We start from the raw sequence: 25,412 nt of genomic DNA on the forward strand, positions 1-25,412 counted from the left end.
CCTAAGACCCCAGTAAGCGTCTTTCCAGTGCCTTAAACATGGTAGCTAACCATGGCCATAAAAAGGCACTGATTAACGCCGACATCAGGAAAGAGAGGTGTATCGAGAACTCCCCGGTTAAGGTACGCAACCACTGCTCGACTAACTGCACCAGGCCAAGCAGCACCAGCACCAGTAGCGACTGTTGAACCAGTGAATACGCTCGAAAGCGCGGATAAACCAGGGCGCATAGAAACGCTAATAACGACAATATCAGCGCATGCTGGCCAAGCGCAGTTCCCTCTATCAGATCAAGCAGCAGCCCAAGCACAAAGCCATGGAAAACACCGACTCGGTCAGGTGATCGCATACACCAGTAAATCAGCATCAGACCGATCCATTCAGGCCGATAAACTTGCCACCCCTCGGCCAGTGGCATGACTTGCAAACACAGCGCCAGAATCAAGCTAAACCACACCACTACCAAAGGTACGACAGGTACGCGCGCCATTAGCGGACCTCCTGAGGGTCAGCAGGTACCGTTGGCGCAAGGCGCTGGGCTGCATGTATCGCGCTGGCTGAGATATCCATGGACTCATCCCAAATTGAATCTTCGATGTCTTCGCGCGGCGGTGGGAAAAGCAGCAAGAAATGACGAGCACGCTGCAACTGGGCAGTAGGTTCAGCCGTTACATGCGCAAATGGCTGACCGGGGTCATGATAAACGTTGGTAACGCGCGCAACGGGGTATCCCGGCGGAAAACGACCGGCAATCCCTGATGTGGTGAGCAAGTCGCCTTCCCGAATATCCGCCGTGTCTGGCACGTGTAATACATTGATGCTGCCATAGCGACCAGCACCCTGGACAATAAAGCGCAATCCATTACGGTTAATCTGAACAGGAAGTGCATGGCTTGCATCTGCCAGCAACAGCACACGACTAGAGTACGCTGAAACAGCGGTCACTTGGCCTACCAGCCCCGACGCATCAATCACAGGCTGCCCAACATACGCCCCGTTACGATGCCCACGATCAACCACCATTTGATGGCTAAACGGGTCATTATCCAAGGAGAGCAGCTCTGCACTGATATAAGGAATTTGGCGTCGTTCTGCGGCGTTTAATAGATGACGAAGCTCGGTATTTTCAGCCGTCAGGTTGGCCATGCGCTGCCCACGATGAGACAGCGTCAGAATTTGTTCGCGCAGTCGACGGTTTTCATCCACCAATGCCTGCTGATCAGACAGCGCGAGCGCGCCCCAATTCAATAGATCGCTAGGCACGCTAACAATCCATTGAACAGGCGCAACAACCATCGTCATTTGGGCGCGCACGCCTTCCATGCGTGTAAATCGGTGATCGGCAAACATCAAGGCGCTTGCCGCCAGCACGCAGAAAAACAGCCGGTAGCCCGGCAGCGACCCGTGTGAAAATAGCGGTTTAATAGGCAATCCCCCGCGATAAACCGCTAAAAATTAGTCGCTTGAGAGCAGCTCAAAAGTGTGCTGATCGATCATTTCAAGCGCTTTACCGCCGCCTCTTGCCACGCAGGTAAGTGGGTCTTCGGCAACGATGACCGGCAACCCCGTCTCTTCAGCAATCAGCTTATCAAGGTCGCGCAGCAACGCGCCACCGCCTGTCAGCACCAAACCGCGCTCTGCGATATCAGAAGCAAGCTCTGGAGGCGACTGCTCAAGTGCGCTCTTAACAGCAGCGACAATCGAGCCGAGTGTTTCCTGTAGCGCTTCCAGAATCTCGTGCGAGTTTAACGTGAAACTGCGCGGTATACCTTCCGCTAAATTACGCCCACGGACGTCGATTTCACGCAGCTCACCACCGGGGTAGGCGCAACCAATCTCTTCCTTGATTCGCTCAGCCGTGGCTTCACCAATCAAGCTGCCATAGTGGCGGCGCACGTACGCGGTGATCGCCTCATCAAAACGGTCACCGCCTACGCGGATCGATTCTGAGTAGACCACGCCATTAAGCGAAATAATGGCAATTTCGGTGGTACCACCACCAATATCTACCACCATCGAACCTTGCGCTTCCTCAACCGGCAGCCCTGCACCTATGGCCGCGGCCATTGGCTCTTCGATCAGGAACACTTCACGGGCGCCAGCCCCTTCAGCCGATTCACGGATCGCTCGCCGTTCAACCTGCGTTGACATGCACGGTACGCATACCAGTACGCGCGGGCTAGGCGTCAGGAAGGTGCTTTGGTGCACTTTACGAATAAAGTGCTGAAGCATCTGCTCGGTGACCGTAAAGTCGGCGATGACGCCGTCTTTCATGGGCCGGATGGCGGTAATATTGCCAGGCGTACGTCCCAGCATACGCTTTGCGTCGGCACCTACCGATGCAACGCTACGCATACTGCCAGACTGGCGAATGGCGACAACGGACGGTTCATCGAGCACGATGCCACGACCGCGAACATAAATCAGTGTGTTGGCCGTACCCAGATCGATCGACAGATCGCTGGAAAACAGCCCCCTCAAACGTTTGAACATGGATGTTGTTACCTAGTGCAGACCGGGAACCCTGTGCGGATGCAAACGGTATCACCGCAACCCCTTGGCAGCAAGCACGAGTCGCGCTGAACACTGCCCGCGGAGGTCAAAATGTGCTACCTTTTGCGGCTATTTTCCACGTCTGCTACACAAGACGTTTTTTTCGATGACTGATTGTATACCGTATAACGCGGAATATGTTCCATCTCACGTTTTAGCGAGGAATTTTCGATCATGGCGCTTGAAGAATCTCATGTGCGCCGGGCTGCGCATCTGGCCCGACTCGCCGTCAGCGATGACCAGGCTATTGGCTTTGTAGACGATCTAAGCCGCATTCTGGACATGGTCGACCAACTACAAAGCATTGATACTGAAGGAGTTTCTCCGCTTTCACACCCATTGGACGCCACCCAGCGCCTGCGTGCGGACGAAGTAACCGAAACCAACCAGCGCGACACCTTTCAGCGTTGTGCTCCGGCAGTGGAAAACGGCCTATACCTGGTTCCCCGTGTCGTTGAGTAAGAAAGCCTGTGTTTCAAAGGCTGTTTTAATGACGGTTTTAACGACAGCTTTAATGACGGTTTTAACGACGGTTTCCACACTTTTCATACGTTCTCGAACGGAGCTTTCGGGTCATGCTTGATAAAACGTTAACGCAACTCGCTGCCGCCTTAAAAAGTGGTGAGTTTTCCAGCCGCGAGCTAACCTCGCACTATTTACAAAAAATTGAAAAAGCTGACAGCAAGATCAACAGCTTTATTACCGTGACCGCTGAACAGGCGCTTAATCAGGCCGAAGCGGCCGATAAAGCACGCGCAGCGGGTAATGCTGGGCTGCTTACCGGCATTCCTTTGGCGTTAAAAGATATTTTTTGTACACGCGATGTAAAAACCAGCTGTGGCTCCAAAATGCTGGATAACTTCATCGCGCCGTATGATGCCACCGTAGTAGAGAAGCTTAATGCGGCCGGTACCATCAGCCTGGGTAAAACCAATATGGATGAGTTCGCCATGGGCTCCTCCAATGAGAATAGCTACTACGGTGCAGTTAAAAACCCTTGGGACTTAACTGCTGTTCCCGGCGGCAGTTCCGGCGGAAGCGCTGCTGCAGTCGCTGCCGGCCTTGTGCCGGCGGCCATGGGCACCGATACCGGCGGCTCCATTCGCCAACCGGCGGCTTTTTGCGGCATTACTGGCTTGAAGCCCACTTACGGGCGCGTTTCGCGCTACGGCATCATTGCCTACGCATCCAGCCTGGACCAGGCAGGCCCAATGGCTCGCTCGGCTTCCGACTGCGCGCATTTGATGAACGTGATTGCGGGCCACGATGTACGCGACTCCACCAGTGTTGCCCGCGGCGTGCCGGACTATACCGAAACCCTCAACGCACCGCTTTCAGGCCTAAAAATCGGCCTACCCAAAGAGTATTTTGGTGATGGGCTAGACCCCGAGGTCGAAAAAGCCGTGCGTGACGCGGTAAGCGTGTATGAGTCACTGGGTGCGACGGTACGCGAAGTGAGCCTTCCACATACTCACTATGCGATTCCGGCCTACTACGTCATCGCCCCGGCGGAAGCTTCCTCCAACCTGTCGCGCTATGACGGTGTGCGCTTTGGCCACCGCTGTAATGAACCGGTCGATTTAATCGATCTTTACAAGCGCAGCCGTGCGGAAGGCTTCGGTGAAGAGGTAAAACGACGCATTCTGATTGGTACGCATACTCTTTCAGAAGGCTTTTTTGACGCTTACTACACCAAAGCGCAGAAAGTTCGCCGCTTGATTCGCCAGGACTTTTTAGACGCGTTTGAAGATGTTGACGTCTTGATGGGCCCGGCCTCGCCGACTCCGGCCTTTGACCTCGGTGCCAAAAAAGATCCGGTCTCGATGTATCTGCAGGATATTTATACCATTGCCGTGAACCTGGCGGGCATCCCCGGCATCAGCGTACCCGCAGGCTTTGCCGGCGGCCGCCCAATAGGCTTACAGATTCTGGGTACGCACTTTGCTGAAGCGCAGCTTTTAAATGTGGCGCACCAGTATCAGCAAGCGACCGACTGGCACCTTCAACTTCCTGCTATTGCCGAGGAGCACGCCTAATGCAATGGGAAACCGTAATTGGGCTGGAAGTCCACGTTCAGCTCGCTACTCGCTCCAAAATTTTCTCTGGCGCCTCTACCGCGTTTGGCGCCGAGCCAAACACCCAGGCATGCGCGGTTGATTTGGGCCTTCCAGGAACGCTGCCTGTGCTCAACGAGCAGGCCGTGGCCATGGCCGTTCAGTTTGGTCTAGCGGTCCATGCGGATATTGCTGAAGTATCGGTATTTGATCGTAAAAACTACTTCTACGCGGACCTGCCCAAAGGCTATCAAACCAGCCAGATGTATCAGCCCATAGTGGGCCCCGGTGACGTGGAAATTACCCTGGATGACAATACCACCAAGCGTATTCGCATTCACCATGCGCACCTGGAGGAAGACGCTGGCAAGTCGCTGCACGAAGACTTTTTAGGCATGACCGGCATCGATTTAAACCGTGCTGGCACCCCGCTGCTAGAGATCGTTTCCGAGCCTGATATGCGCAACGCCAAAGAAGCCGCCGCGTATCTTAAAGCGATTCACTCCATCGTTACGTACCTGGGCATTTCCGACGGCAATATGGCCGAAGGCTCAATGCGCTGCGATGTAAACGTTTCCGTGCGCCCGAAAGGCCAGGAAGCCTTTGGCACCCGGGCAGAGGTCAAAAACGTTAACTCGTTCCGCTTTGTCGAGCGGGCGATTGCGTTTGAAGTAGAGCGCCAAATTGAGCTCATCGAAGACGGTGGCACTGTTGTTCAAGAGACACGCCTGTTTGATCCTGAGCGCGATGAAACCCGCAGCATGCGCACCAAAGAGGAAGCCAACGACTACCGCTACTTCCCCTGCCCCGACCTACTGCCCATCGTACTTGATAACGCTTACCTGGACCACTTACGCAGCCAACTGCCTGAACTGCCCGCCGACAAGCGTGAACGCTTCAAGAGTGAGCTAGGCCTTTCTGCGTATGATGCTGCGGTGCTGTCTGCCAGCCGTGAAATGGCCGAGTTCTTTGAGGAAGTTCACCAGGTTTGCGGTGATGCCAAGCAGGCCGCAAACTGGGTACAGGGCGAGCTTTCCGGGGCGCTTAACCGTGAAAACCTCACCATCAACAGTAGCCCCATATCGGCGCGCCAGCTGGGCGAGCTACTTAGCCGAGTGATTGACGATACGATCAACGGTAAAGCCGCCAAGCAGGTCTTCCAGGCGCTCTGGAATGGCCAGGGCGAAAGTGCTGACGCCATCATCGAAGCCAAAGGGCTTAAACAGGTCACTGATACCGGTGCGATTGAAGCCATGATCGACCAGGTGATTTCTGAAAGCCCGGCTCAGGTCGCACAGTATCGTGATGCCGAACCTGAAAAACGCGGCAAGATGATTGGCTACTTTGTGGGTCAGGTAATGAAAGCCTCGCGCGGTACGGCCAACCCCCAACAGGTTAACGACGTGCTAAAAGAGAAGCTCGACGCGCTGTTGTAAGCATCAACGTTTGACTTGTACAGCAAAGCGAACGGCGGCCCAAGGGCCGCCGTTTTTATTACCTTAAAACGGTTCTTTCAAGCTAACTGACGTGGCGACATATAACGCATTAACTGAGCGCAGCCTGCTGCCCATACATCTGCCTCTAACTCTGCAATGCCTGCGGTGGCGAACCCCAGCCCCTGGCCCGCTCTGCCCTCCACCAGCAGTTCCGTCAGATTACCCACCAGCGGCATATGACTGACCAGCATTATCGGCGTGCTGTCTGGTTGTGTTAACAACCAATCGCTTACCTTGGCCGGGTCATCCTCTGGGGTTATAAAGTCCAGCGTGCTTAGCGAACAGCCTAATGCCTCAGCGACAATACGTGCCGTTTGTTGCGCACGCGCATAGGGGCTTGCATAGAGAACCGGTGAGAAAAACTCCCCTTTTGCCAAACGTGCAGCCAGCCATTGCGCCATCATGGCAACTTCGTGCTCCCCCTGCGGGGTGAGCAGCCGTTTGCTATCCGGAAAGCCGGGCGCGGCTTCTCCGTGGCGCATAATGAATAAGCTACTCATGCCAGCCTCGATTATCCAAATGGGCCTGCTGAACCGCCTCACGGGGCAAAATAAATTCTACATCACTGCTCTGCTCGCCCATCATCAGCGTACGCGCCATATCCTGAGCAGGCACACCGCCGAAGAGAACATGGGAGAGGCCTTCGGCAAGCGGCATATATACGCCCATTTCCTGCGCCTTGGCACACACCAGCTTAACCGTATTGACGCCTTCAGCCACTTGGCCAAGCGCAGAAACAGCCTCTTCAAGGCTGCGCCCCTCGCCCATGGCATATCCCACGCGATAATTACGCGACAGGTTCGACGAGCAGGTCACAATCAAGTCGCCCACCCCGGCAAGGCCAAGGAATGTCATGGGGTTGGCCCCCTGGGCCACGGCAAAGCGGCTCATTTCAGCCAGCGCCCGAGTCATTAGCATGCTGCGGGTATTTTCCCCCATACCCAACGCAGCGGCCATGCCCGCCGCAATAGCGTAAATATTCTTAAGTGCACCGCCCAATTCCACCCCGTGGCGATCATTGCTGGCATAAACACGAAAGTAGCGGCAGCCCAATGCTTGCTGTACACGGGTGCGCGTTAGCGCATCGGCACTGGCAATCACTGTCGCCGTTAGCTGCTTATCGGCTATTTCTGAGGCCAGGTTGGGGCCTGCGATGACGCCAATATGGGAAAAACCGGTTTCATCCGCTAACACCTGACTCATCAGCAGAAAGCTATCCGGTTCAATACCTTTGGTGGTGCTGACCAGAATTTGGCTTGCCTTTAGCCAAGGTTTCGCGGCCTGAACCACGCTTCGAAACGCCTTTGAGGGAATGGCGATAAGCACAAGCTCGGCATCGTCCAGCACCGTGTGCAGGTCCGTTGAGGCTTGAACGGCAGGATTCATCGCATAGTGCGGCAAGTAGCGACCGTTACGGTGCTCTTGATTAATTTGCGCGACCAGCGCTTCATCTCGCATCCATTGACGCACATGGGCACCGTTATCCGCCGCGATGCTGGCAAGCGCCGTACCGAAACTACCACCTCCCAGCACCGCGACCTTGATTTGCTGCTCAGCCATAAGGATGTCCTGAAAAAATCACGCGAAAAGTAACAGCTACTTTATCAAAACAAACGGCCCGCTTGGGAATCCAAACGGGCCGTGAGAGGTAGCAACGACGATTAAGCGGTCAGTACGCTGTTTAGACGCTTCACATAAGCGGCTGGGTCGTCCAGATGACCACCCTCGGCGATAATCGCCTGGTCAAGCAGGATATGCGCCAGCTGTGTGAATATCTCGCCTTCTGCTCCTTCCAGGCGTGCTACCAGCGGGTGCTCCGGGTTGAGTTCTAAAATGGGCTTAACCTCCGGCATTTTTTGCCCGGCGGCTTCCATAATGCGGCGCATTTGAAAGCCCATCTCATGCTCAGGCAGCACGACGCAAGCCGGTGAGTCGGTCAAACGATGGGTAACCTTGACGTCCTGTACACCATCGCTAAGCGCTTCTTTAACACGCTTCAACAGATCTTCTTTTGCCTTGGCTGTCTCTTCCTGAGCCTTTTTCTCGGCTTCGTCTTCGACATCACCAAGATCCAGCTCGCCTTTGGCCACATCCGCAAAGGATTTACCGTCAAACTCGGTCAGGTGGCTCATCAACCACTCATCGATACGGTCAGACAGCAGCAGGACTTCGATGCCTTTCTTGCGGAAGATCTCCAGGTGCGGGCTGTTTTTCGCCGCATTGAAGCTATCGGCCACCACGTAATAGATCTTCTGCTGGCCTTCTTTCATGCGCTCGACGTAGTCGGCAAGCGATTGATCCTGGGTAGCGGTGTCGCTGTGCGTAGACGCAAAGCGTAAAAGACCGGCGACTTTCTCGCGGTTGGCGAAATCTTCGCCTGGACCTTCCTTCAGCACGCTGCCGAAGGTATTCCAGAAGGTTTGGTACTCTTCGCTGTCCTTGGAAAGCTTTTTAAGCATATCCAGCGCACGCTTGGTCAGCGCCCCTTTGATCTTGTCGACCTGCGGGTCCTGCTGCAAAAGCTCGCGGGAAACGTTGAGCGACAGATCGCGCGTATCCAGCACGCCTTTGATAAAGCGCAGGTAGAGCGGCAGGAACTGTTCAGCGTCATCCATGATAAACACGCGCTGCACATAAAGCTTAACGCCGCGAGCGCCATCGCGCTCATACATATCAAAAGGCGCCCGGCCCGGCACGTAGAGCAGGCTGGTGTACTCAAGCTTGCCTTCTACCTTGTTGTGGCTCCAGGCAAGCGGGTCGCTAAAGTCATGGGCAACGTGCTTATAAAACGCCTTGTACTCGTCATCAGAAACGTCGCTCTTGGGGCGCGCCCAGAGTGCAGTGGCTTCGTTAACGGTTTCCCACGTGGTGACTTCGCTGCCTTCGATGTCGTTGCCTTCATCATCCTTGGCCGTTTCTGTCTTGGGCATGCGCACGGGCACTTCAATATGGTCAGAGTACTTGCGCACCAGGTTTTGAAGGCGGTAATCGTCGGCAAACTCTTTAGCGTCTTCTTTCAGATAAAGCGTAATTTCGGTGCCGTGAAGCTCGCGCTCAATATCAGCGACGGTAAACTCACCTTCGCCTTTAGAGCGCCACTCAACGCCTTCAGAGGCGGCAGTCCCGGCTTTGCGAGTACGTACTGCCACTTCATCAGCCACAATAAAGCCTGAGTAGAAACCTACACCGAACTGGCCGATCAACTTGGCATCTTTTTGCTGCTCGCCTGACATCTGCTTTAAAAACTCAGCGGTGCCTGAGCGGGCGATGGTGCCCAGATTAGCGATAACGTCTTCGCGGTTCATACCAATACCGTTGTCGCGCAACGTAATGGTATTGGCTTCTTTATCGTGCTCAATTTCTACCCGCAGTTCGCTGTCGCCTTCGTACAGCGCATCGTTATCCAGCGCCGCGTAGCGCAGTTTGTCACAGGCATCCGCGGCGTTAGAGATAAGCTCACGCAGGAAAATCTCCCGGTTGGAATACAGGGAGTGAATCATCAGGTTGAGAAGCTGCTTAACTTCTGTTTGAAAGCCTAACGTTTCTTCGTGGGTCGCTGTTGACATTCGCCTAGCCCTCATCAATCACGTTTGTTTAGAGCTCCTGCCTCCCAATGAGACAGGAACGAAAAAATGTGTGAGTTGGATATGGGGATAAGCAGAGCGATTTCAAGAAGGTGAGTGTTGAGAAGTAGCGATATCAATATCACCGTACTTCCAGGCACGGTAATCTACCAAGCGCTGGTCGATACGGTTGAGAAGCCAGCCAACGATAATGACATCGTCAATCAGACCTATGAAAACGAGAAAGTCCGGAATTAAATCGAACGGCATTGCAAGATAGGCAAGCGCCAGCGCCATCATGCCAAAGGCAGCCCAAGGCACAGGTCGAAAGCGACCGCCCAGGACATCAAACGTCATGGGCACAAACAGCCTCAGCGCCCGCCCGATACGCTTTACAGCCCAAAGGCGGGATTTAAGTCGACGAAATAGCCACAACGTGGATAATCGAGCCATCGTAATTGAATCCTCCAAGTGTCACGATTGTCTGAACACTATTTGCCCATTTCGTTCACTATTAGCGGTTGCCAATCCGTTAGCGAGAAAGAGAGAAAATTATGCAGGCATCGTCATTCAGATCCCCTTTTCGCACCCTAGGCGCGGCAATCCTGGTGGGCTTACCCATTGTCTCATGGGCCGCTTCTGATACCGCAATGCGCGATGCGTTAGAAGCCGCTCGTCAACAACAGTGGAACCACATCGACGAGCGCGCTATTGAAGACCATGTGCTGAGCGGCTATGTCGACTACCACCGATTACGCAATCAACTACCCAACGTCTCGACGGCCCAAGTACAAAGTTTTATTAACCAGCATAATGACTCTCCGCTTTCTGAGTGGTTACGCGGTCAGGCCATTGCCAAGTATGGCCACGCGGGGCGTTATAGCGATTTGCTGAGCGTTTCCGATGGCGAGCCTGCTGGCACGGCTCGCCAGTGTTATTACTATACGGCTCTCATGGACTCGCAGCCGCAACAGGCCGCTGAGGCAGGCCTCGCACTTTGGCTTGAAGGAAGCTCCCAGCCAGATGCGTGTGACGCCCTGTTTGACCACCTGCGAGCTAACGGCACGATTGATGCAACGGCTATCTGGGAGCGAAAAATGCTCGCTTGGCAAGCCGGTGAAGATCGTCTATCCACCTATTTAGGCGGGCTGCTCAGCGGCCAGTGGCACACCGCGATTGAAACCGCCGACCAAGTGAATACCAACACCCGCGCGGTCACCTCAGCGCCCGCCTGCCTTGGCCCTGAATGCGCGGCAACCGCCAGTTTCTACAAAGCCGCGATGCAGCGGTTCACCCGTGAGGATACCCCGGCCGCATTGAGTAGCTGGCAAACCATCGCGCCCAACGTGAACCTTCCACCCAGTGATCAGCAAGCCATTGAAGAAGAGTTGGCTTTCTATGCACTGGTACGCAATGTACCCGGCGCCTTAGGCTGGGTAGATGACGTTCTTCCCTCGCTGGATAGCGAGCGCGTGCTGGAGCTACGCGTACGCCGTGCATTGGCAGACCGGCAGTGGCAGGAGGTGATTCACTGGATTGCGGAAATGCCCACCAGCCAACAAGAAAACAGCCGCTGGCAGTACTGGCTGGGGCGTGCCAACGAACAGCTGGGCAGCCAAGAGGCAGCCACCGCTCGCTACCGTCAGGCGGCGACCGACCGCAGCTTTTATGGGTTTGCGGCCGCTGAACAACTTGGCCAGCCTTACCAACTCAATCTTGAGCGCAATCATTTTGATGAGGCTTCACGCGAACGCACTGCACGCCTACCCGTGGTCCAGCGTACCGAAGCGCTGCTACGCATTGGCGAAGACGGCCTGGCCAATAGCGAATGGCTGTATGCGGTGCAAAACGGCACGCCCCAGCAGGCGCGCGCCCTGGCCGATTATGCGGCCCATCAACAGTGGCATGCACGCCTGGTGCAGACCACGATTGCTGGCAGCATGTGGGATGCGCTTGATTGGCGTTTCCCCGAGGCTTACCGAGAGAGCTTTATGCACTGGGGCCGCCAAACCGGTGTAGACCCGTATATGCTAATGGCGATTACCCGTCGTGAAAGTGCCTATAACCCGGTGGCGCTCTCTCCGGCAGGCGCCCGCGGTTTGATGCAGTTAATGCCCGGCACGGCAAGCCTGGTAAGCCGCCAACTGGGTATTAGCGACCCGGGGCCTTACGGCATTCTTGATCCTGAACTTAATATTCGCCTGGGCAGCACCTATCTGCGCGACAAACTGAACCGCTATCAGGGTAACCGGCTTGCCGCCGCTGCCGCCTATAATGCTGGCCCTGGGCGTGTTGATCAGTGGCTGGGAAGCGGCATGGAGTCATTTGATCTGTTTGTGGAAAGCATTCCCTTTAAAGAAACACGCGATTATGTGCAGGCGGTGCTTAGCTATCGGGTAATTTTTGAAAGCCTGGCCAACGGTGGTAACAGCGAAGGTGTTTCACTGTTGAGTGATAGTGAACAACAGGTACGTTACGACCGCGCTTTGCTGGCTCGTCAATAAGCGTACAAAGGTAATCGCGCTTACTGCCTGGTCAGTTTACTCACCAAGCGCCCAGTTATACTGGGCGCTGTTCCATCGCCAAACGAAGCCCAAACGCGACCAGCACCGCGCCTGTCGCGGCATTTAACACCTGCGCAAAGCGCACGCTGGCGAGCCACTTGCTGGCACCTCCCACCATGAATACCACGCTGATTTGCCAGATATTGGCAATGATAAAGTGGACACCTGCTAGCCACAGGGATTTGATCAACGCCGGATCCCCCGGCGCAATAAACTGAGGCAAAAAAGCCATATAAAAAATAATCGTTTTTGGATTCAACACATTGGACAGTAAACCTTCCTTAATCGGCTGCCAAAGCGGAACAGGAGAAGCGGCACCGATTACCCCTTTGACCGGTAATGGCTGGCCACGCCTTGCGGCTAACAAACTGGTGACCCCTAGCCATACCAGATACCCCGCCCCGACCAACTTTAATAGATGAAATGCCCAGGCCGACTGGAGCAGAATCAGTGAAATACCTAATGCCGAGATGGTCGCGTGTACAAACAGACCGCAGCAGATCGCTAAGCTGGTGGCAATGCCGTCCCGTGTCCCGCCTCGGGCAGTGTTACGGATAACCAGCAAGGTATCCACGCCAGGCGTAATCGACAACAGTGTAATAGCGACCAAAAAGGCCACAAACTGAGAATCAACAAGGTGTATTGACGACATATACGCGGCTCAAGAAAAGTTAAGAAACATTAGATTGTTACTGGACGACCCATTTTTTTGCATCTACATTGATTTTGGCGGGCGAATCCTATGTAGGTTCGCTTGATCATTATAAGCACGTTAAGGAAACGACTAATGGCAACTGGCACCGTCAAGTGGTTCAACGATACGAAAGGTTACGGCTTCATCTCACCCGATGATGGCAGTGACGACCTGTTCGCGCACTTCTCCGAAATTCAAGCGGAAGGCTTCAAGACCCTGCAAGATGGTCAAAAAGTCAGCTTTGAGGTAACGCAGGGTAAAAAGGGCCTTCAGGCTTCTAACATCCGCCTTGCTTAATCATGGCCGGATGTAGCGAGGCCCGCCAAGGCGGGCCTTTTTATTGCCTGCTCAACGCGCTTTATTGATGAGTAGCGTTAGTATTATCGTTATCTGCGTCTGCGTCTGCGTCTGCGTCTGCGTCTTCATTCAGAATAATCCCACGGCTACTACTGCCATTATGTTCACGCTCGATTTCCTGAAACTGCTCTTCAAGGCGCTTTTGGGCTTCCTCAAAGCGGCGTTCAGTATCCTCAATCAATGCATCAACATCGGTAGCTTCCCGGTTATCTTCCAGGCGAGAGCTTTCGGGTAGGCTGCTTTGTGTTTCCCATTCATTGGACAATGCTTCTTGCTCAATAGCATCGTACTCTTCGGCTTGTTGTTCAGCTTCTTCAAACTGCTCATTTAAGCGCCGCTGAGCTTCCTGAAAGCGCTGTTCAGTCTCTTCAATCATTTGATCGACGTCGGAGCGCGTTGCCTCTCCGGGCAATGCACCACCCTCTTGCAGTATCTCATCAGGGTCCGCCGCCAGAGTATCTTCGCCTGCCGTTACCTCCTGGGCCTCGGACTCGTCAGCGTTGACCGCATCATCTTGCATATCATCACGCAGCGCCTCGGCCTGCTCTAGCTCTTCAGCGGCTTGGCGCGCCTCAACGTCATCCTCTATCTCCGCAGGGCTTGGCATATCCGCGGCATTTTCAGCGGCGGTCGGCGCTTCTTCCTCTTGTACAACTTCATCATCAGAAACCGATGAAGACTCATCCGGTGTCACATCAGGCTCTTCTTGAGAGTCGCCACATGCGCTTAGCAATAGTGCCAAGGTGGCAATAACCGGTATCCATAAACGGTTTACCATTAGATTCCCCTTCTTAAATAACGCTTTTAAAGACAGCCTACGATCAGTGTCGGTCATTTGCTGACAGTAACGGGCAGCCCTCAGGTAATAAAATGCGCAGCGCCAACGGCACCACTTCAGCGCAAAAACGATCATACTGACACATTTCGCCGTCCAGCGTTAAGGGCCAAGCGGGATCGTCTTTCTGAGTCGTGACGGTCAACTCAGTCGCTGTGAAATAGCGTACATACTGCCCATCAGAGGGAAAGCTCTGAAGCTCGCTAATCAGCGTCGGCAGTTCCGTTACGGAGCTAAAATCCTTCACCAGAAGAACATCCAAGCGGCCATCATCAAGCTTGGCACGTGGGGCGAGCACCTGTCCGCCGCCTGACTGTCGGCCATTACCTAACGCCAATAACAGCAGCGAGATATCCTGCTCTTTATCGCCCCAGTGGAGCGTGCCACGATAGCTGCGATGCCGCCAGGCTTTAAGTGCCCCCATCAAGGAGTATGCACCTCCGCCTAACAAACGTTTCAGCGTCTTCGGTGTTGAAGAGGTTATTTCCGCCCCAAACCCGCCCGTGGTCATGTTGACGTAGTACTTAACGACGTTTTTATTATTAGCCTCAGCCGTTACTCGCACGACATCAACGGGGTATGCGCTTAGTGTCATTGCCGCCGCCAGCGCAGGGCCTGGCTCCAACGGTAACCCCGTGGAGGTGGCAAAGTCGTTGGCACTGCCCAGCGGCACAACGCCCAAAGCGGGACGCTTATCATGAGCGACACGCATTAGCCCGTTAACCACTTCGTTAACAGTGCCATCGCCGCCGCAGGCGATGACATGGGTGATGCCCATATCACATGCCTGCTCGGCAAAGAGAGCGGCGTCACCGCCCTCCCACGTTGAGCGCACGGTAATGGGCATCCCTGCCTCACGCTGCTCTTCAACGGCTTCACGCAGTGCCGGGTTCCCGGCTGATTTACCATTTATAATCAGTAAAAAATGCGGTTGTGAGTCGTTCACCAATGTCTTCCCTTTCATGGTTGGAACGCTGGGAGTGCTTACGCCAGCGCTTTTTCAACTACTTCATATACGTTCGAAGATAGTGGCTCTTTTTTGATACGTTCCAACTGCGCATGCATTAAGGCCTGGCGCGCTTCGTCAAAACGCTGCCAGCGTGTTAACGGGGTAACCAATCGCGCGGCAATTTCCGGGTTTAGCCGATTAAGCTCAATCACCACATCGGCAAGCAGCGCGTAACCCTTACCGTCCAGGCGATGGAAATTAACCCGATTTTGCGTAAAAGCACCCACTAGCGCACGTACTTTGTTTGGGTTCTTGATTGAAAATGCCGGATGCTGCATCAAGAACTCGACACGCTCCAGCACATCAGGCTGAGGCCGCGTCACTTGAATCGTAAACCACTGATCCATAACCAGCGAATCATGCGCCCATTTTTCGCCAAACGCTTTTAAAGCGGGTGACGACACGTCATCACGTTCGCTATGCACAAGCAACGTTAGCGCGTAGCGCACATCGGTCATATTGTGGTCAGCGGCAAACTGGGCCTGACAAAATGCAATCGCCTGCTCATCCTCAATCGACATCAAATAGCTAAGCGCTATGTTTTTGAGGCTACGCTGGGCAATTTGCTCAGACGTTGGAGCGTAAGCCTCCTCCGAACGATTGGCTTCAAACGTGGCCACAAATTCATCGCGAAGTGCTAACGCCAATGACTGGCGCACAAACTCACGCGCTGCGTGAATAGCATCGACATCGACAATAGGCTGCTGCTCAGCAATGTAGGCTTCAGAAGGCAGGGTTAGCATCTCGGCAAGCACCGCCTTATCAGACACAGAACTTGTAAGCAGCGTTCTAAAGGCTTCCGTAACGCGGCCATCCATGACTTTTTCAACGCCATTACGATGCGCCGCGATCAGATCGTCCAACGCCAGCATGGCCAAGCGCTGACCGGCATCCCAGCGGTTAAAACCATCACTATCATGGGTGAGCAAAAACGCCAGTTCTTCACGTGAATAGGGAAAATATAGCTTCACTGGCGCCGAGAAGTCACGCAGCAGTGACGGCACTGGCGCCTCGGCCACATCGGTAAAGACAAAGGTCTGCTCGTTATCGCGTAAATGGATCACCGCATCCTTGCCAAGCACTTCCCCGGCCATGGTCAGCGTTAAGTCCTGACCAGACTTGGTTCCCACCAGCCCCATCCGCACAGGGATATGCAGTGGCTGCTTCTCGGTTTGGCCAGGCGTGGCAGGCGTGCGCTGCCGAAGCGTTAGCCTGTATTCACTATGCACGTAGTCATATTCGCCGTGGGCATCAATCTCTGGCGTACCTGCCTGCGCGTACCAGCGCATAAATTGATCAAGCGTTTGGCCCGACGCCTCTTCCATACAGCCAACAAAGTCTTCAATGGTGACCGCCTGACCATCAAAGCGCTCAAAGTAGGCATCGGCCCCTTGGCGGAAATTTTCCCACCCCACCAGGTTACACAGCATACGCACTACTTCTGCACCCTTTTCATAAATAGTCAGGGTGTAGAAATTGGTGATTTCAATGTAGTGGTCGGGGCGTACAGGATGCGCAGTGGGCCCTGCATCTTCTGCAAACTGCGCCGTACGGAAAAAAGACACATCTTGAATACGCTTAACCGGCGCCGAGTTGGTATCAGCGGAAAAACACTGGTCCCTAAAAACGGTAAAGCCTTCTTTCAGAGATAGCTGGAACCAGTCACGGCAGGTCACTCGATTGCCGGACCAGTTATGGAAATATTCGTGGGCCACAATGCCTTCCACGTTTTGAAACGTGGCATCGGTGGCGGTATTGGGATGCGTAAGCACAGCGGCAGAGTTGAAAATATTCAGCCCCTTGTTCTCCATCGCTCCCATATTGAAATCGTTAACGGCCACAATCATAAACAGATCAAGGTCATATTCGCGGCCATAGGTCTGTTCATCCCACACCATGGAGCGTTTGAGCGAAGCCATGGCGTGCTCGGTTTTATCCAGATTTTCCTTTTCTACCCAAATTTGCAGCGTGACATCACGGCCGCTCATGGTAGAAAAGTGGTCTTCAACCTTGTGTAAATCCCCCGCTACCAACGCAAACAGGTAGCACGGTTTAGGATGCGGATCTTCCCATTTCACGAAATGGCGGCCGTTTTCTAATGTACCGCTGTCCACGGGGTTACCGTTAGCCAGCAAAACGGGTTCGTTGTTTTGATCACCAATGACCGTGACGGTAAAGGTGGCCATCACATCCGGGCGGTCGGGGTAGAACGTAATGCGCCGAAAACCTTCCGCTTCACACTGGGTACAGTACATACCGCTCGACTGGTAAAGCCCTTCCAAGGCAGTGTTAGCACCAGGCGCAATGTCCACCTCACTTTCAAGGCTAAACGTTGCCGGCACCTGCATAATACGCAGGCTGTCCTCATCCAATTGGTAATCCGCCTCCGCTAGCGGCGTGCCATCAATTGCCAACGAGACCAGCGACAGCTGCTCGCCATTCAGCACCAGAGGCGTTTGGGCATCTACGTTTTCGTTACGTTCAATCAACAATCGTGCTTTTACACGGGTGGCAGCAGGGTCAAGATCAAACGTCAGCTCGGTATGGGTGACTTGGTAGGCGGGCGGCTGATAGTCGCTTAAATAAACCGGCTGCGGATCAGACATAGTGCGTTAGCTCCTGTAATAAACGATGGTTGCGAGTAGGCAAAAAAACGGGGCAGCGCATAGACACCGCCCTACACGTGATAAGGCTTAATCGCGGAAATTATCAAACTGCAGAGGTAATTCAGGCCCCTCTTCTCCACGTAAAAGCGCCATAACGCCTTGTAAGTCATCGCGCTTCTTCCCGGTCACGCGAACTTTTTCACCCTGAATTTGCGCTTGGACTTTAAGCTTACTCGCCTTGATACGCTTTACCACATCCTTGGCTTCTGCCGCATCAAGCCCCTGCTTCAAAACGACTTCCTGACGTGCCTTCACCCCAGAAAGCTCGGGGTCTTGAATATCCATGCAGCGCGCATCAATGCCTCTGGCAATTAACCGACCGCGCAGTACATCCAACATCTGCTTAAGTTGAAAATCGACCTGGGCCTCTAACTGCACTTTTTCGCCTTCAAGGGCAAAGCTTGCATCAACGCCTTTAAAATCAAAACGCGACTGCACTTCACGATTCGCTTGGTCAACGGCGTTAGACGCTTCGTGCTGATCAAATTCCGACACAATATCAAAAGAGGGCATAGCATTTTTCCTGGCAAGTTATGAAGGGTTATTTTAGAGCAGCAAGCCCCCTATCGGCCAATTCTGTTGTTGATTAGCCGCAAAAACCTCGATTCCCACGGAAAAGCTTAACAACTGTATAAATTTTATTCACATTTAAGCCGTCGTCACGGCATTACAGGCTCTATATGGCGTACGCTAGAGACCTTCATGCAGCCTTTTAAGAGGAAAGCGACGGTGAAAGACCGCGATACACGCCATAAAGCGTCGATGGAAAAACTCAAAGCCCGCGTGGATGAAAAAGTAACCAGCGCCACAGAACGACGCGGACTGCTGCTGGTTAATACCGGGAATGGTAAAGGCAAGACCACGGCCGCCTGGGGCACCGTTACCCGCGCGCTGGGCTATGGCTATAAAGTGGGCGTTATTCAGTTTATTAAAGGCTTATGGGAGTGTGGCGAACGCAACCGTTTGGAAGATGATCCTAATCTTGACGTAGCAATTATGGCGACGGGCTTTACCTGGGACACCCAAAACCGTGAGGCCGACACTCAAGCCTGCCTGGCCGTTTGGAAAGAGGCTGAGCGCATGCTGGCTGACCCAGACACTTACCTGGTTGTGCTGGATGAAATTACCTACATGCTCAAGTTTGGCTACCTGGATATCGCCACCGTTAAAACGGCGCTTGAAAACCGCCCCAGCGAGCAGACAGTCATTATTACGGGTCGTAATGCGCACCGTGAACTGATTGCCATGGCAGATACCGTCACCGAAATGCAGGAAGTTCGCCACGCCTTTAATAATGGCCTACAGGCACGCCGTGGCATTGATTTTTAATCAATATTTGCCAAAAAGGGGCGCCAAGGCACCCCTTCTGATACACCCGTCTACATTCTCAGCGGATGCCATTTGCCGACAGCGGATTATTCGCCGTCAAACGGATTGCGCAGTACGATGGTTTCAACACGGTCTGGGCCCGTTGAAATAATATCGATACTGGTGCCCACCTGCTCTTCCAGAAAGCTGATGTAAGCGCGGGCATTGGCCGGTAAGTCGTCGACGTTTTTAGCACCCAGCGTCGACTCTTTCCAGCCTGGCAAATCCTGATAAAGCGGCTCTATGGCTTCGTAGCCTTCAGAATCAACCGGGCTGTCCAGCACGTCACCATCTTTACTGCGATAGCCCACGCACACACGAATATTTTCCAGACCATCGAGCACGTCAAGCTTGGTCAGACAGATGCCGGACACAGAGTTGATTTGTACCGCATGACGTAGTGCCACCGCATCAAACCAGCCGCAACGACGTGGACGACCCGTGGTGGCGCCAAATTCGTGGCCACGCTCAGCCAGGTGACGGCCATGGTCGTCAAACAGCTCAGTAGGGAACGGCCCCGAACCCACGCGCGTGGTATACGCTTTGGTAATACCCAGCACGTAATCCAGGTAAAGCGGGCCGACACCAGAACCCGTGGCCGTGCCGCCAGCCGTGGTGTTGGAGCTGGTAACAAACGGGTACGTACCGTGGTCGATATCCAGTAGCGAGCCTTGGGCACCCTCAAACAGAATATTTTCACCCGCCTTGCGCAGGTCGTGAACCATGTTCACGGTATCGCATACCATCGGACGAAGCTCATCGGCCATTTGCATGGCGCTGTCCAGCACTTCCTGGAAGTCGACGGCGGGTTCACCGTGGTAGTTAACCAATACGAAGTTATGATAATCCAACACTTCGCCCAGTTTGGAGGCAAAACGCTCCCGGTGAAGCATATCGCCCAGGCGCAAGCCACGACGCGCCACTTTATCTTCGTAAGCCGGACCAATACCTCGACCCGTTGTGCCAATCTTGGCAACGCCGCGGGCTTTTTCACGGGCCTGATCAAGGCGCACGTGATAAGGCAAAATCAGCGGGCATGCAGGTGAAAGGCGCAGGCGCTCACGCACCGGCACACCTTTATCTTCAAGCTCGCGGATCTCTTTGATCAGCGCTTCAGGCGAAAGCACCACCCCGTTGCCGATTACGCAGGTTTTACCCGGACGCAGGACACCCGACGGAATGAGATGAAGCACCGTTTTTTCACCGTCGATTACCAGCGTGTGGCCCGCATTATGGCCACCCTGGAAACGCACTACCGCCGCCGCTGACTCGGTGAGCAGGTCAACAATCTTGCCTTTGCCTTCATCACCCCATTGGGTGCCCAGGACTACGACATTCTTACCCATTATGCACTCGTCTCTTGTGTCAGGGCCGTTGTCTGCCAACAGCCATCGATAAACTCAAGACGGCGGTCACACTTGTGCTCCGCCGGCCCAGTACGCTGCCCAGGCAGCGCTTGAATAACGCGTTCTCCCTGCTCTCGCAGTGCAACTATGGCAGCGTTGAGAGACTCTTCCTCTTGGGCAGGTGCCCAAATGGCGCCGTTGCCTGGTGATGCCAAGGCCAATGATGCCAGCTGCTTTAAATCCATCGAAAAGCCAGTAGCCGGACGTGCACGCCCAAAGGCGCGCCCTGTATCATCATAGCGGCCACCCTTTGCAAGCGCATGGCCGTAACCTGGCACATAAGCGGCAAACATCATGCCTGTGTGGTATTGATACCCACGCAACTCGGCAAGATCAAAATAGAGCGACACGTCAAAGCGAGCCAACACGCCCTGATACAGCGCACTTAGCTGATCAAGCGCGGCGGTTACAGAGGCCGGGGCACCTGCAAAGCGCTCGCGTGCTTGCTCAAGTATGCTGGCGTCGCCGTGCAACTCGCCTAGCGCCATAAACATATCGGCCAGTACCGGGTCGCTGACGCTTGCGTTAATTTGCTCCGCCAATTGTCCCGGCGACTTTAGTGCCAGTGCCTCAAACAGCATGCTCTCCTGCTCATCATTAAGCGCGGCAGCGTCTACCAAGCTACGGTAAATGCCGATATGCCCAAGAGCCAGATGTATTTCACCTGCGCCTGCGGCTTTTAAACTGGCGAGCGCCAAATGAATAATTTCACTATCGGCCTCTAACCCAGCATGACCAAACAGTTCGACGCCGACCTGAACGGGACTACGTCCACCCTGATGCTGATCAGCTTTAGCGCGCAGTACGTTCGTGCAGTAGCACAACCGAACGGGCCCTTGGCGTTTGAGCGAGTGGGCATCCATACGCGCCACCTGCGGCGTAACATCTGCCGAGGCGCCCATCATACGGCCGGTTAATTGGTCAGTTAGCTTAAAGGTTTGCAGATCAAGGTCGGTACCGGTACCGGTCAACAAGGAGTCTAGAAACTCCACCGGTGGTGGCATGACCTGGTCATAGCCCCAGCAATGATAAAGATCAAGCAGCGCACGGCGCAGCTCTTCCATGCGGCTTGCCTGAGGCGGTAGCACCTCATCCATGCCGTCGGGCAACAGCCAGCGGTCAGCGATGGTCATGTAAACAATCCTGCAAGACGATGAAGGCCCTGGAGTCGATGAATACGCGCTTGGACGCATTAACGTTAAATGAGGGCCACAAAAAAACCGGGCGACGCCCGGTTCAATTAAGTCTACCACGTTTGCTCAAGGGATGAACCCCGCCATGCGTTCTGCTTTATGGCAAAGTTCCCCCCCCCTATGCCAACTTACTCTTCTTCGTCTGCCTGCCCGTTAGGATTAGCACTGCGCAGGTAACGGAAAAAGTCGCTGCTGGGGTCTAACACCAGCATATCACCATCGCCCGAGAAGCTGTCGCGGTAAGCATTCAAGCTACGCCAAAAGGAGAAAAACTCCTGGTCCTGGCCATATGCTTCAGAAAAGATCCTGGCCGCTTGTGCATCACCTTCACCGCGCAGCGTCTCTGAACGCTCATTTGCCTGAGCGATAAGTACGTGGCGACGACGGTCAGCATTAGCGCGAATACGCTCAGCTTCCTCTTGCCCTTGGGCACGCCATTCGCGGGCTTCACGCTCACGCTCAGAACGCATCCGCTCAAATACTGCTGCTGACACGTCTTCAGGTAAATCGATACGCTTGATGCGAATATCACGTATAGCGACACCCAGCTCATCACGCATCAGGCTATCCAGCTCTTCGGTAGGACCAATCATTAGGTCATCGCGGCGCTCAGCAATGATTTCCTGCAGATTAAGGCGGCCAAACTCGTTACGTAAGCTCTCATCAACACGCGGCTGAATGAGGCGGATCGCCATCAATTCATCGCCCGCCGTTGCCTCGTAGTAGCGGGTAGGATCAATCACCTGCCATTTAACGTAGGAGTCGACGATAACCGCTTTTTGCTCAAGCGTTAGATAACGACTAGTGTCGGTATCCAGCGTCAGCAAGCGCGTATCAAACTTATGAATCGTTTGAGCAATCGGTATTTTGACATGCAGGCCAGGCTGAATATTCTCTTCAATAACCTCACCAAAGCGCAGTTTCACGGCACGCTGTGTCTCATCAACAACATACAGCGAATTACTTGCCAGCCACGCTACAACGGCCAAGCCACCAACGATCAGCAGGGATCGATTATTAATCATTTACCGGCCCTCCCTGCGAATAGAGCTACTACCTGAAGATGAAGAATTCGTCGTTTGGTTTCCACGTAAACTTTCTATCACACGCGGATCCAACTCCTCATTGCCTGAGCCACTGTCATTAGCGCTTGATGCACTATTGCTACGCCCGCTATTGCCGCGCATTTGATCAAGCGGCAAATACATTAGCGGTGCATTTTCGCTTACATCCAAGAGCACCTTGGGCGTACCGCCATAGACCCCTTCAAGCGTATCCAGGTACATCCGCTCACGCATTACTTCTGGCGCATTTTGGTACTCTGTTAATAAGGCATTGAAGCGATTCGCCTGACCCTGAGCTTCGGCCACGACCGATTCACGATACCCTTGGCCTTGCTCAACCACGCGCTGGGCCTGACCCTGAGCGGCCGGGATAATGGCGTTGGCGTAAGCCATGCCTTCGTTAATGGTGCGCTGGCGGTCTTCGCGAGCACGAATTACGTCATCGAATGCGTCGATAACCGGTGCAGGCGCGGAAGTAGACTCAATATTAATGGTTTGTAAACGGATACCCGCTCCATACGCATCAAGATAGGACTGCAAGCGGCTAGCGACCGAGCTGCCCAGGATTTCACGTCCTGAGGTCAGGATCTCAATCATGTCTGTGCCACCGACAACGTGACGCAAAGAAGAATCAAGCGCATTTTCCATGGACAGTGCAGGATCACGCACATTGAGAACAAAATCTTGCGGATTTGCGACCTGGTACTGCGCCGATATTTCCACTTCCACGATGTTTTCATCGCGCGTCAGCATCGCCTGGGTTTGTGACACAGAGCGAACGCGCGTGACATTCACCATGCGGACATCATCAATCAACGGCGGATTCCAGTGAAGACCCGGCCCAACAACGCTCTGGTACTCACCAAAACGTAAAACAACGCCACGCTCAGATTGATCCACCAGATAGAAGCCGGAGGCTGCCCAAATCGCTAGCGCAACCACAACTAAAAGGCCCGGCAATGCAAGCGTATTACGTGGCTTACCACCACCGCTTCCACTGTTCCGCTTGTTCCCATTGCCTTTTTTACTGCCGCCGCCCAGCATGCCGTTCAGCTTGTCTTGAAATTTCTTGAGCGCTTCATCAAGGTCAGGAGGGCCTTGGTTGTTACCCCCATTGTTCCCACCCCGATTACCGCCGTCGTTGCCACCACGGTTATCACCGTCGTTGCCACCCCGTCGACCACCACTACTCCATGGGTCGTGCTGGTTGCCACCACCAGGCTCATTCCAGGCCATACTTCGTCTCCACTAAGGTGCTCATCTGCGCATGGCATGCCTTCGGCAAGCTCCATGCGCTTTATTGAAATTATTGCTATATCAAACTGTCATTACCATCCCGTACACGAGTAGAAAAGCAAGAACCTACCACTCGTCAACTTCACGTAACGCTACAGGCAAATAGGTATTAGCGCGCTCACCCAGCTGCGCCATTAATTGGTTAAAGTCGCGACGCGGCAGTCGAACATCTAATACAGAGCGCCCCTGCTCATCAAATGCTTCCTGACGCACGGCGTTTAACTCATGAAGCCCTGCCCGCAGCTTGCCCTGTTCTGGCGTCAGTGTCAGCGAAAATCCGATGACATCGCCAGCCAAGCGCTCAGTAAGCGCTTCATGAAGTAGCTCAAGACCTTGGCCTTGTTGAGCAGACAACCACACCACTTCAGGCACACCGTATCCATCACGCTCGATACGTGGCGCGCTATCAAGCTTATCGATCTTATTCATTACCTTGAGAACCGGCACACTATCGGCGCCAATCTCTTTATAGACGGCGGTCGGTTTCCAGCTGCGTTTCGCCGGGCCCACGCAAGCCAATCCCACCTTTTTGGCGCTCAAGGTGCGTCCACCCACGCACAAGGCGAGTAGACATATATTCTAGTTGAGCAAGCTCGACCTGCAGCTTACCCTCATGGGTTCGTGCCCGTTGCGCAAAAATATCGAGAATCAAACCAGTGCGGTCAAGGACTCGGCACTTGAGTTCTTTCTCAAGGTTGCGCTGCTGGGAAGGACTTAAACTATGATTGAAGATCACCAGCTCCGCCTGATGAGCCGCGAGCATGGCTCGCAACTCTTCCAGCTTTCCCGAACCCACAAAGGTTCGTGAATCAGGGCGCTGACGACTAGCGGTGAGCAGCGTCGCGGGCTCTGCACCTGCAGAGCGCACGAGCTCTAAGAACTCACCCGGGTCTTCACGTGCTTGTTCGTCATGAAAATCAACGTGGACAAGAACTGCCGTTTCACCGGCTTCTGGGCGTTCAAAAAACAATCAATACCTCGAGGACTCTATTGCTCATCCAGCGGTGTTAAATATCCGCATCAGGCGCAGCCGGGTCTTGTGCCGGCAAACGCACATTACGCGAAGGCACCACCGTGGAAATAGCATGTTTATAAACCATCTGACTAACGGTGTTACGCAGCAGAATAACAAACTGGTCAAACGATTCGATCTGGCCTTGAAGCTTAATGCCATTTACCAAAAAGATGGAGACCGGAATGCGCTCTTTGCGCAAAATATTCAAGTAAGGATCTTGAAGGGACTGCCCTTTGGACATGTTGCTCTCCCTAAACTGTCGTTGGGGTTGGTTGTTAA

At 54.0% G+C, this 25,412-nt stretch carries 23 protein-coding genes and 1 pseudogene; 6 read left to right on the forward strand and 18 right to left on the reverse strand.

The annotated features are described in order from the left end of the window. Position 1: 1 nt before the first annotated feature. The 3 genes from mreD to ACT3RU_RS04915 are packed head-to-tail and all read right to left on the reverse strand — an operon-like array spanning position 2 to position 2,493. The gene (gene mreD, locus ACT3RU_RS04905; RefSeq protein WP_087109452.1) at positions 2-490 is read right to left on the reverse strand and encodes a rod shape-determining protein MreD; all 489 of its coding nucleotides are present in this window, start codon (positions 488-490) and stop codon (positions 2-4) included. Further along, positions 490-1,431, reverse strand: a complete 942-nt coding sequence (gene mreC / locus ACT3RU_RS04910; protein ID WP_087109454.1) for a rod shape-determining protein MreC — start codon at positions 1,429-1,431, stop codon at positions 490-492. The genes mreD and mreC overlap by 1 nt, the downstream gene beginning before the upstream one ends. A 24-nt stretch (positions 1,432-1,455) precedes the next feature. Next, on the reverse strand, positions 1,456-2,493 hold the full coding sequence (locus ACT3RU_RS04915) for a rod shape-determining protein (protein ID WP_087109456.1): 1,038 nt from the start codon (positions 2,491-2,493) through the stop codon (positions 1,456-1,458). A 234-nt stretch (positions 2,494-2,727) separates the two neighbouring features. Between ACT3RU_RS04915 and gatC the strand changes: the two genes are divergently transcribed. From gatC to gatB, 3 genes are all read left to right on the forward strand, one after another. Continuing rightward, positions 2,728-3,015: an Asp-tRNA(Asn)/Glu-tRNA(Gln) amidotransferase subunit GatC gene (gatC, locus tag ACT3RU_RS04920; RefSeq protein ID WP_087109458.1), complete on the forward strand. Its 288-nt coding sequence runs from the start codon at positions 2,728-2,730 to the stop codon at positions 3,013-3,015. A 113-nt stretch (positions 3,016-3,128) separates the two neighbouring features. Beyond that, on the forward strand, positions 3,129-4,589 hold the full coding sequence (gatA, locus tag ACT3RU_RS04925; protein WP_192526319.1) for an Asp-tRNA(Asn)/Glu-tRNA(Gln) amidotransferase subunit GatA: 1,461 nt from the start codon (positions 3,129-3,131) through the stop codon (positions 4,587-4,589). Further along, entirely contained in the window at positions 4,589-6,043 is a 1,455-nt protein-coding gene (gene gatB / locus ACT3RU_RS04930; RefSeq protein ID WP_192526318.1) for an Asp-tRNA(Asn)/Glu-tRNA(Gln) amidotransferase subunit GatB, read from the forward strand. The genes gatA and gatB overlap by 1 nt, the downstream gene beginning before the upstream one ends. 77 nt (positions 6,044-6,120) lie before the next feature. Here the strand turns inward: gatB and sixA are convergent, their stop codons facing one another. From sixA to ACT3RU_RS04950, 4 genes are all read right to left on the reverse strand, one after another. Then, positions 6,121-6,603: a phosphohistidine phosphatase SixA gene (gene sixA / locus ACT3RU_RS04935; RefSeq protein WP_192526317.1), complete on the reverse strand. Its 483-nt coding sequence runs from the start codon at positions 6,601-6,603 to the stop codon at positions 6,121-6,123. Further along, the gene (locus tag ACT3RU_RS04940; protein ID WP_087109465.1) at positions 6,596-7,663 is read right to left on the reverse strand and encodes an NAD(P)H-dependent glycerol-3-phosphate dehydrogenase; all 1,068 of its coding nucleotides are present in this window, start codon (positions 7,661-7,663) and stop codon (positions 6,596-6,598) included. Before ACT3RU_RS04940 ends, sixA begins: the two co-directional genes overlap by 8 nt. Before the next feature lie 101 nt (positions 7,664-7,764). Next, positions 7,765-9,669 carry a molecular chaperone HtpG gene (htpG, locus tag ACT3RU_RS04945; RefSeq protein WP_087109466.1) on the reverse strand — a complete coding sequence of 635 codons (1,905 nt, stop codon included), beginning with the start codon at positions 9,667-9,669 and terminating at the stop codon, positions 7,765-7,767. Between the two features lie 102 nt (positions 9,670-9,771). Further along, a complete protein-coding gene (locus ACT3RU_RS04950) occupies positions 9,772-10,119 on the reverse strand; it encodes a YkvA family protein (RefSeq protein WP_192526316.1) in 348 nt (115 codons plus the stop codon). 101 nt (positions 10,120-10,220) lie between these two features. Between ACT3RU_RS04950 and ACT3RU_RS04955 the strand changes: the two genes are divergently transcribed. Further along, positions 10,221-12,170 carry a transglycosylase SLT domain-containing protein gene (locus ACT3RU_RS04955; RefSeq protein ID WP_192526315.1) on the forward strand — a complete coding sequence of 650 codons (1,950 nt, stop codon included), beginning with the start codon at positions 10,221-10,223 and terminating at the stop codon, positions 12,168-12,170. 55 nt (positions 12,171-12,225) lie between these two features. Here ACT3RU_RS04955 and ACT3RU_RS04960 read toward each other — a convergent pair whose 3' ends face one another. Next, positions 12,226-12,882, reverse strand: a complete 657-nt coding sequence (locus ACT3RU_RS04960) for a LysE family translocator (RefSeq protein WP_087109470.1) — start codon at positions 12,880-12,882, stop codon at positions 12,226-12,228. A gap of 135 nt (positions 12,883-13,017) precedes the next feature. On the opposite strand from ACT3RU_RS04960, the gene ACT3RU_RS04965 reads away from it, so the two are divergent. Next, positions 13,018-13,221: a cold-shock protein gene (locus ACT3RU_RS04965; RefSeq protein WP_018915713.1), complete on the forward strand. Its 204-nt coding sequence runs from the start codon at positions 13,018-13,020 to the stop codon at positions 13,219-13,221. Between the two features lie 61 nt (positions 13,222-13,282). Here ACT3RU_RS04965 and ACT3RU_RS04970 read toward each other — a convergent pair whose 3' ends face one another. The 4 genes from ACT3RU_RS04970 to ACT3RU_RS04985 form a co-directional block, all read right to left on the reverse strand. Further along, positions 13,283-14,059 carry a hypothetical protein gene (locus ACT3RU_RS04970; RefSeq protein ID WP_192526314.1) on the reverse strand — a complete coding sequence of 259 codons (777 nt, stop codon included), beginning with the start codon at positions 14,057-14,059 and terminating at the stop codon, positions 13,283-13,285. Positions 14,060-14,102: 43 nt separating this feature from the next. Then, on the reverse strand, positions 14,103-15,062 hold the full coding sequence (gene yegS, locus ACT3RU_RS04975) for a lipid kinase YegS (protein ID WP_192526313.1): 960 nt from the start codon (positions 15,060-15,062) through the stop codon (positions 14,103-14,105). A gap of 38 nt (positions 15,063-15,100) precedes the next feature. Next, positions 15,101-17,731: an aminopeptidase N gene (gene pepN / locus ACT3RU_RS04980; protein WP_192526312.1), complete on the reverse strand. Its 2,631-nt coding sequence runs from the start codon at positions 17,729-17,731 to the stop codon at positions 15,101-15,103. 87 nt (positions 17,732-17,818) lie between these two features. Next, a complete protein-coding gene (locus tag ACT3RU_RS04985; RefSeq protein ID WP_087109478.1) occupies positions 17,819-18,304 on the reverse strand; it encodes a YajQ family cyclic di-GMP-binding protein in 486 nt (161 codons plus the stop codon). A gap of 216 nt (positions 18,305-18,520) precedes the next feature. On the opposite strand from ACT3RU_RS04985, the gene cobO reads away from it, so the two are divergent. Further along, on the forward strand, positions 18,521-19,120 hold the full coding sequence (gene cobO, locus ACT3RU_RS04990) for a cob(I)yrinic acid a,c-diamide adenosyltransferase (protein ID WP_192526529.1): 600 nt from the start codon (positions 18,521-18,523) through the stop codon (positions 19,118-19,120). An 86-nt stretch (positions 19,121-19,206) separates the two neighbouring features. Here cobO and ACT3RU_RS04995 read toward each other — a convergent pair whose 3' ends face one another. From ACT3RU_RS04995 to hfq, 6 genes and pseudogenes are all read right to left on the reverse strand, one after another. Then, the gene (locus tag ACT3RU_RS04995) at positions 19,207-20,505 is read right to left on the reverse strand and encodes an adenylosuccinate synthase (RefSeq protein ID WP_087109480.1); all 1,299 of its coding nucleotides are present in this window, start codon (positions 20,503-20,505) and stop codon (positions 19,207-19,209) included. Next, positions 20,505-21,698 (reverse strand): ATP phosphoribosyltransferase regulatory subunit, encoded by a 1,194-nt coding sequence (locus ACT3RU_RS05000; protein WP_192526311.1) that lies wholly within the window; start codon positions 21,696-21,698, stop codon positions 20,505-20,507. The genes ACT3RU_RS04995 and ACT3RU_RS05000 overlap by 1 nt, the downstream gene beginning before the upstream one ends. A 188-nt stretch (positions 21,699-21,886) precedes the next feature. Continuing rightward, positions 21,887-22,783, reverse strand: coding sequence for a protease modulator HflC (gene hflC / locus ACT3RU_RS05005; RefSeq protein WP_483392529.1), 897 nt, complete (start codon positions 22,781-22,783; stop codon positions 21,887-21,889). Continuing rightward, positions 22,784-24,058: an FtsH protease activity modulator HflK gene (gene hflK, locus ACT3RU_RS05010; protein ID WP_087109486.1), complete on the reverse strand. Its 1,275-nt coding sequence runs from the start codon at positions 24,056-24,058 to the stop codon at positions 22,784-22,786. Between the two features lie 126 nt (positions 24,059-24,184). Then, positions 24,185-25,088: pseudogene (hflX, locus tag ACT3RU_RS05015) on the reverse strand (GTPase HflX). A gap of 37 nt (positions 25,089-25,125) precedes the next feature. After that, complete coding sequence (hfq, locus tag ACT3RU_RS05020) at positions 25,126-25,374, reverse strand: RNA chaperone Hfq (RefSeq protein ID WP_009099947.1); 249 nt, start codon at positions 25,372-25,374, stop codon at positions 25,126-25,128. Positions 25,375-25,412 lie beyond the last annotated feature (38 nt).

This window comes from Halomonas sp. TP35, from assembly GCF_052375975.1.
In the GTDB taxonomy this organism is placed as follows: domain Bacteria; phylum Pseudomonadota; class Gammaproteobacteria; order Pseudomonadales; family Halomonadaceae; genus Vreelandella; species Vreelandella citrativorans.

Bases quoted from the DNA above. Each gene is read 5' to 3' on its own strand.
- mreD (WP_087109452.1), bottom strand. From the start codon at position 490: ATGGCGCGCGTACCTGTCGTACCTTTGGTAGTGGTGTGGTTTAGCTTG.
- ACT3RU_RS04915 (WP_087109456.1), bottom strand. From the start codon at position 2,493: ATGTTCAAACGTTTGAGGGGGCTGTTTTCCAGCGATCTGTCGATCGAT.
- gatC (WP_087109458.1), top strand. From the start codon at position 2,728: ATGGCGCTTGAAGAATCTCATGTGCGCCGGGCTGCGCATCTGGCCCGA.
- gatA (WP_192526319.1), top strand. From the start codon at position 3,129: ATGCTTGATAAAACGTTAACGCAACTCGCTGCCGCCTTAAAAAGTGGT.
- gatB (WP_192526318.1), top strand. From the start codon at position 4,589: ATGCAATGGGAAACCGTAATTGGGCTGGAAGTCCACGTTCAGCTCGCT.
- sixA (WP_192526317.1), bottom strand. From the start codon at position 6,603: ATGAGTAGCTTATTCATTATGCGCCACGGAGAAGCCGCGCCCGGCTTT.
- ACT3RU_RS04940 (WP_087109465.1), bottom strand. From the start codon at position 7,663: ATGGCTGAGCAGCAAATCAAGGTCGCGGTGCTGGGAGGTGGTAGTTTC.
- htpG (WP_087109466.1), bottom strand. From the start codon at position 9,669: ATGTCAACAGCGACCCACGAAGAAACGTTAGGCTTTCAAACAGAAGTT.
- ACT3RU_RS04950 (WP_192526316.1), bottom strand. From the start codon at position 10,119: ATGGCTCGATTATCCACGTTGTGGCTATTTCGTCGACTTAAATCCCGC.
- ACT3RU_RS04955 (WP_192526315.1), top strand. From the start codon at position 10,221: ATGCAGGCATCGTCATTCAGATCCCCTTTTCGCACCCTAGGCGCGGCA.
- ACT3RU_RS04960 (WP_087109470.1), bottom strand. From the start codon at position 12,882: ATGTCGTCAATACACCTTGTTGATTCTCAGTTTGTGGCCTTTTTGGTC.
- ACT3RU_RS04965 (WP_018915713.1), top strand. From the start codon at position 13,018: ATGGCAACTGGCACCGTCAAGTGGTTCAACGATACGAAAGGTTACGGC.
- ACT3RU_RS04970 (WP_192526314.1), bottom strand. From the start codon at position 14,059: ATGGTAAACCGTTTATGGATACCGGTTATTGCCACCTTGGCACTATTG.
- pepN (WP_192526312.1), bottom strand. From the start codon at position 17,731: ATGTCTGATCCGCAGCCGGTTTATTTAAGCGACTATCAGCCGCCCGCC.
- ACT3RU_RS04985 (WP_087109478.1), bottom strand. From the start codon at position 18,304: ATGCCCTCTTTTGATATTGTGTCGGAATTTGATCAGCACGAAGCGTCT.
- ACT3RU_RS04995 (WP_087109480.1), bottom strand. From the start codon at position 20,505: ATGGGTAAGAATGTCGTAGTCCTGGGCACCCAATGGGGTGATGAAGGC.
- ACT3RU_RS05000 (WP_192526311.1), bottom strand. From the start codon at position 21,698: ATGACCATCGCTGACCGCTGGCTGTTGCCCGACGGCATGGATGAGGTG.
- hflC (WP_483392529.1), bottom strand. From the start codon at position 22,783: ATGATTAATAATCGATCCCTGCTGATCGTTGGTGGCTTGGCCGTTGTA.
- hflK (WP_087109486.1), bottom strand. From the start codon at position 24,058: ATGGCCTGGAATGAGCCTGGTGGTGGCAACCAGCACGACCCATGGAGT.
- hfq (WP_009099947.1), bottom strand. From the start codon at position 25,374: ATGTCCAAAGGGCAGTCCCTTCAAGATCCTTACTTGAATATTTTGCGC.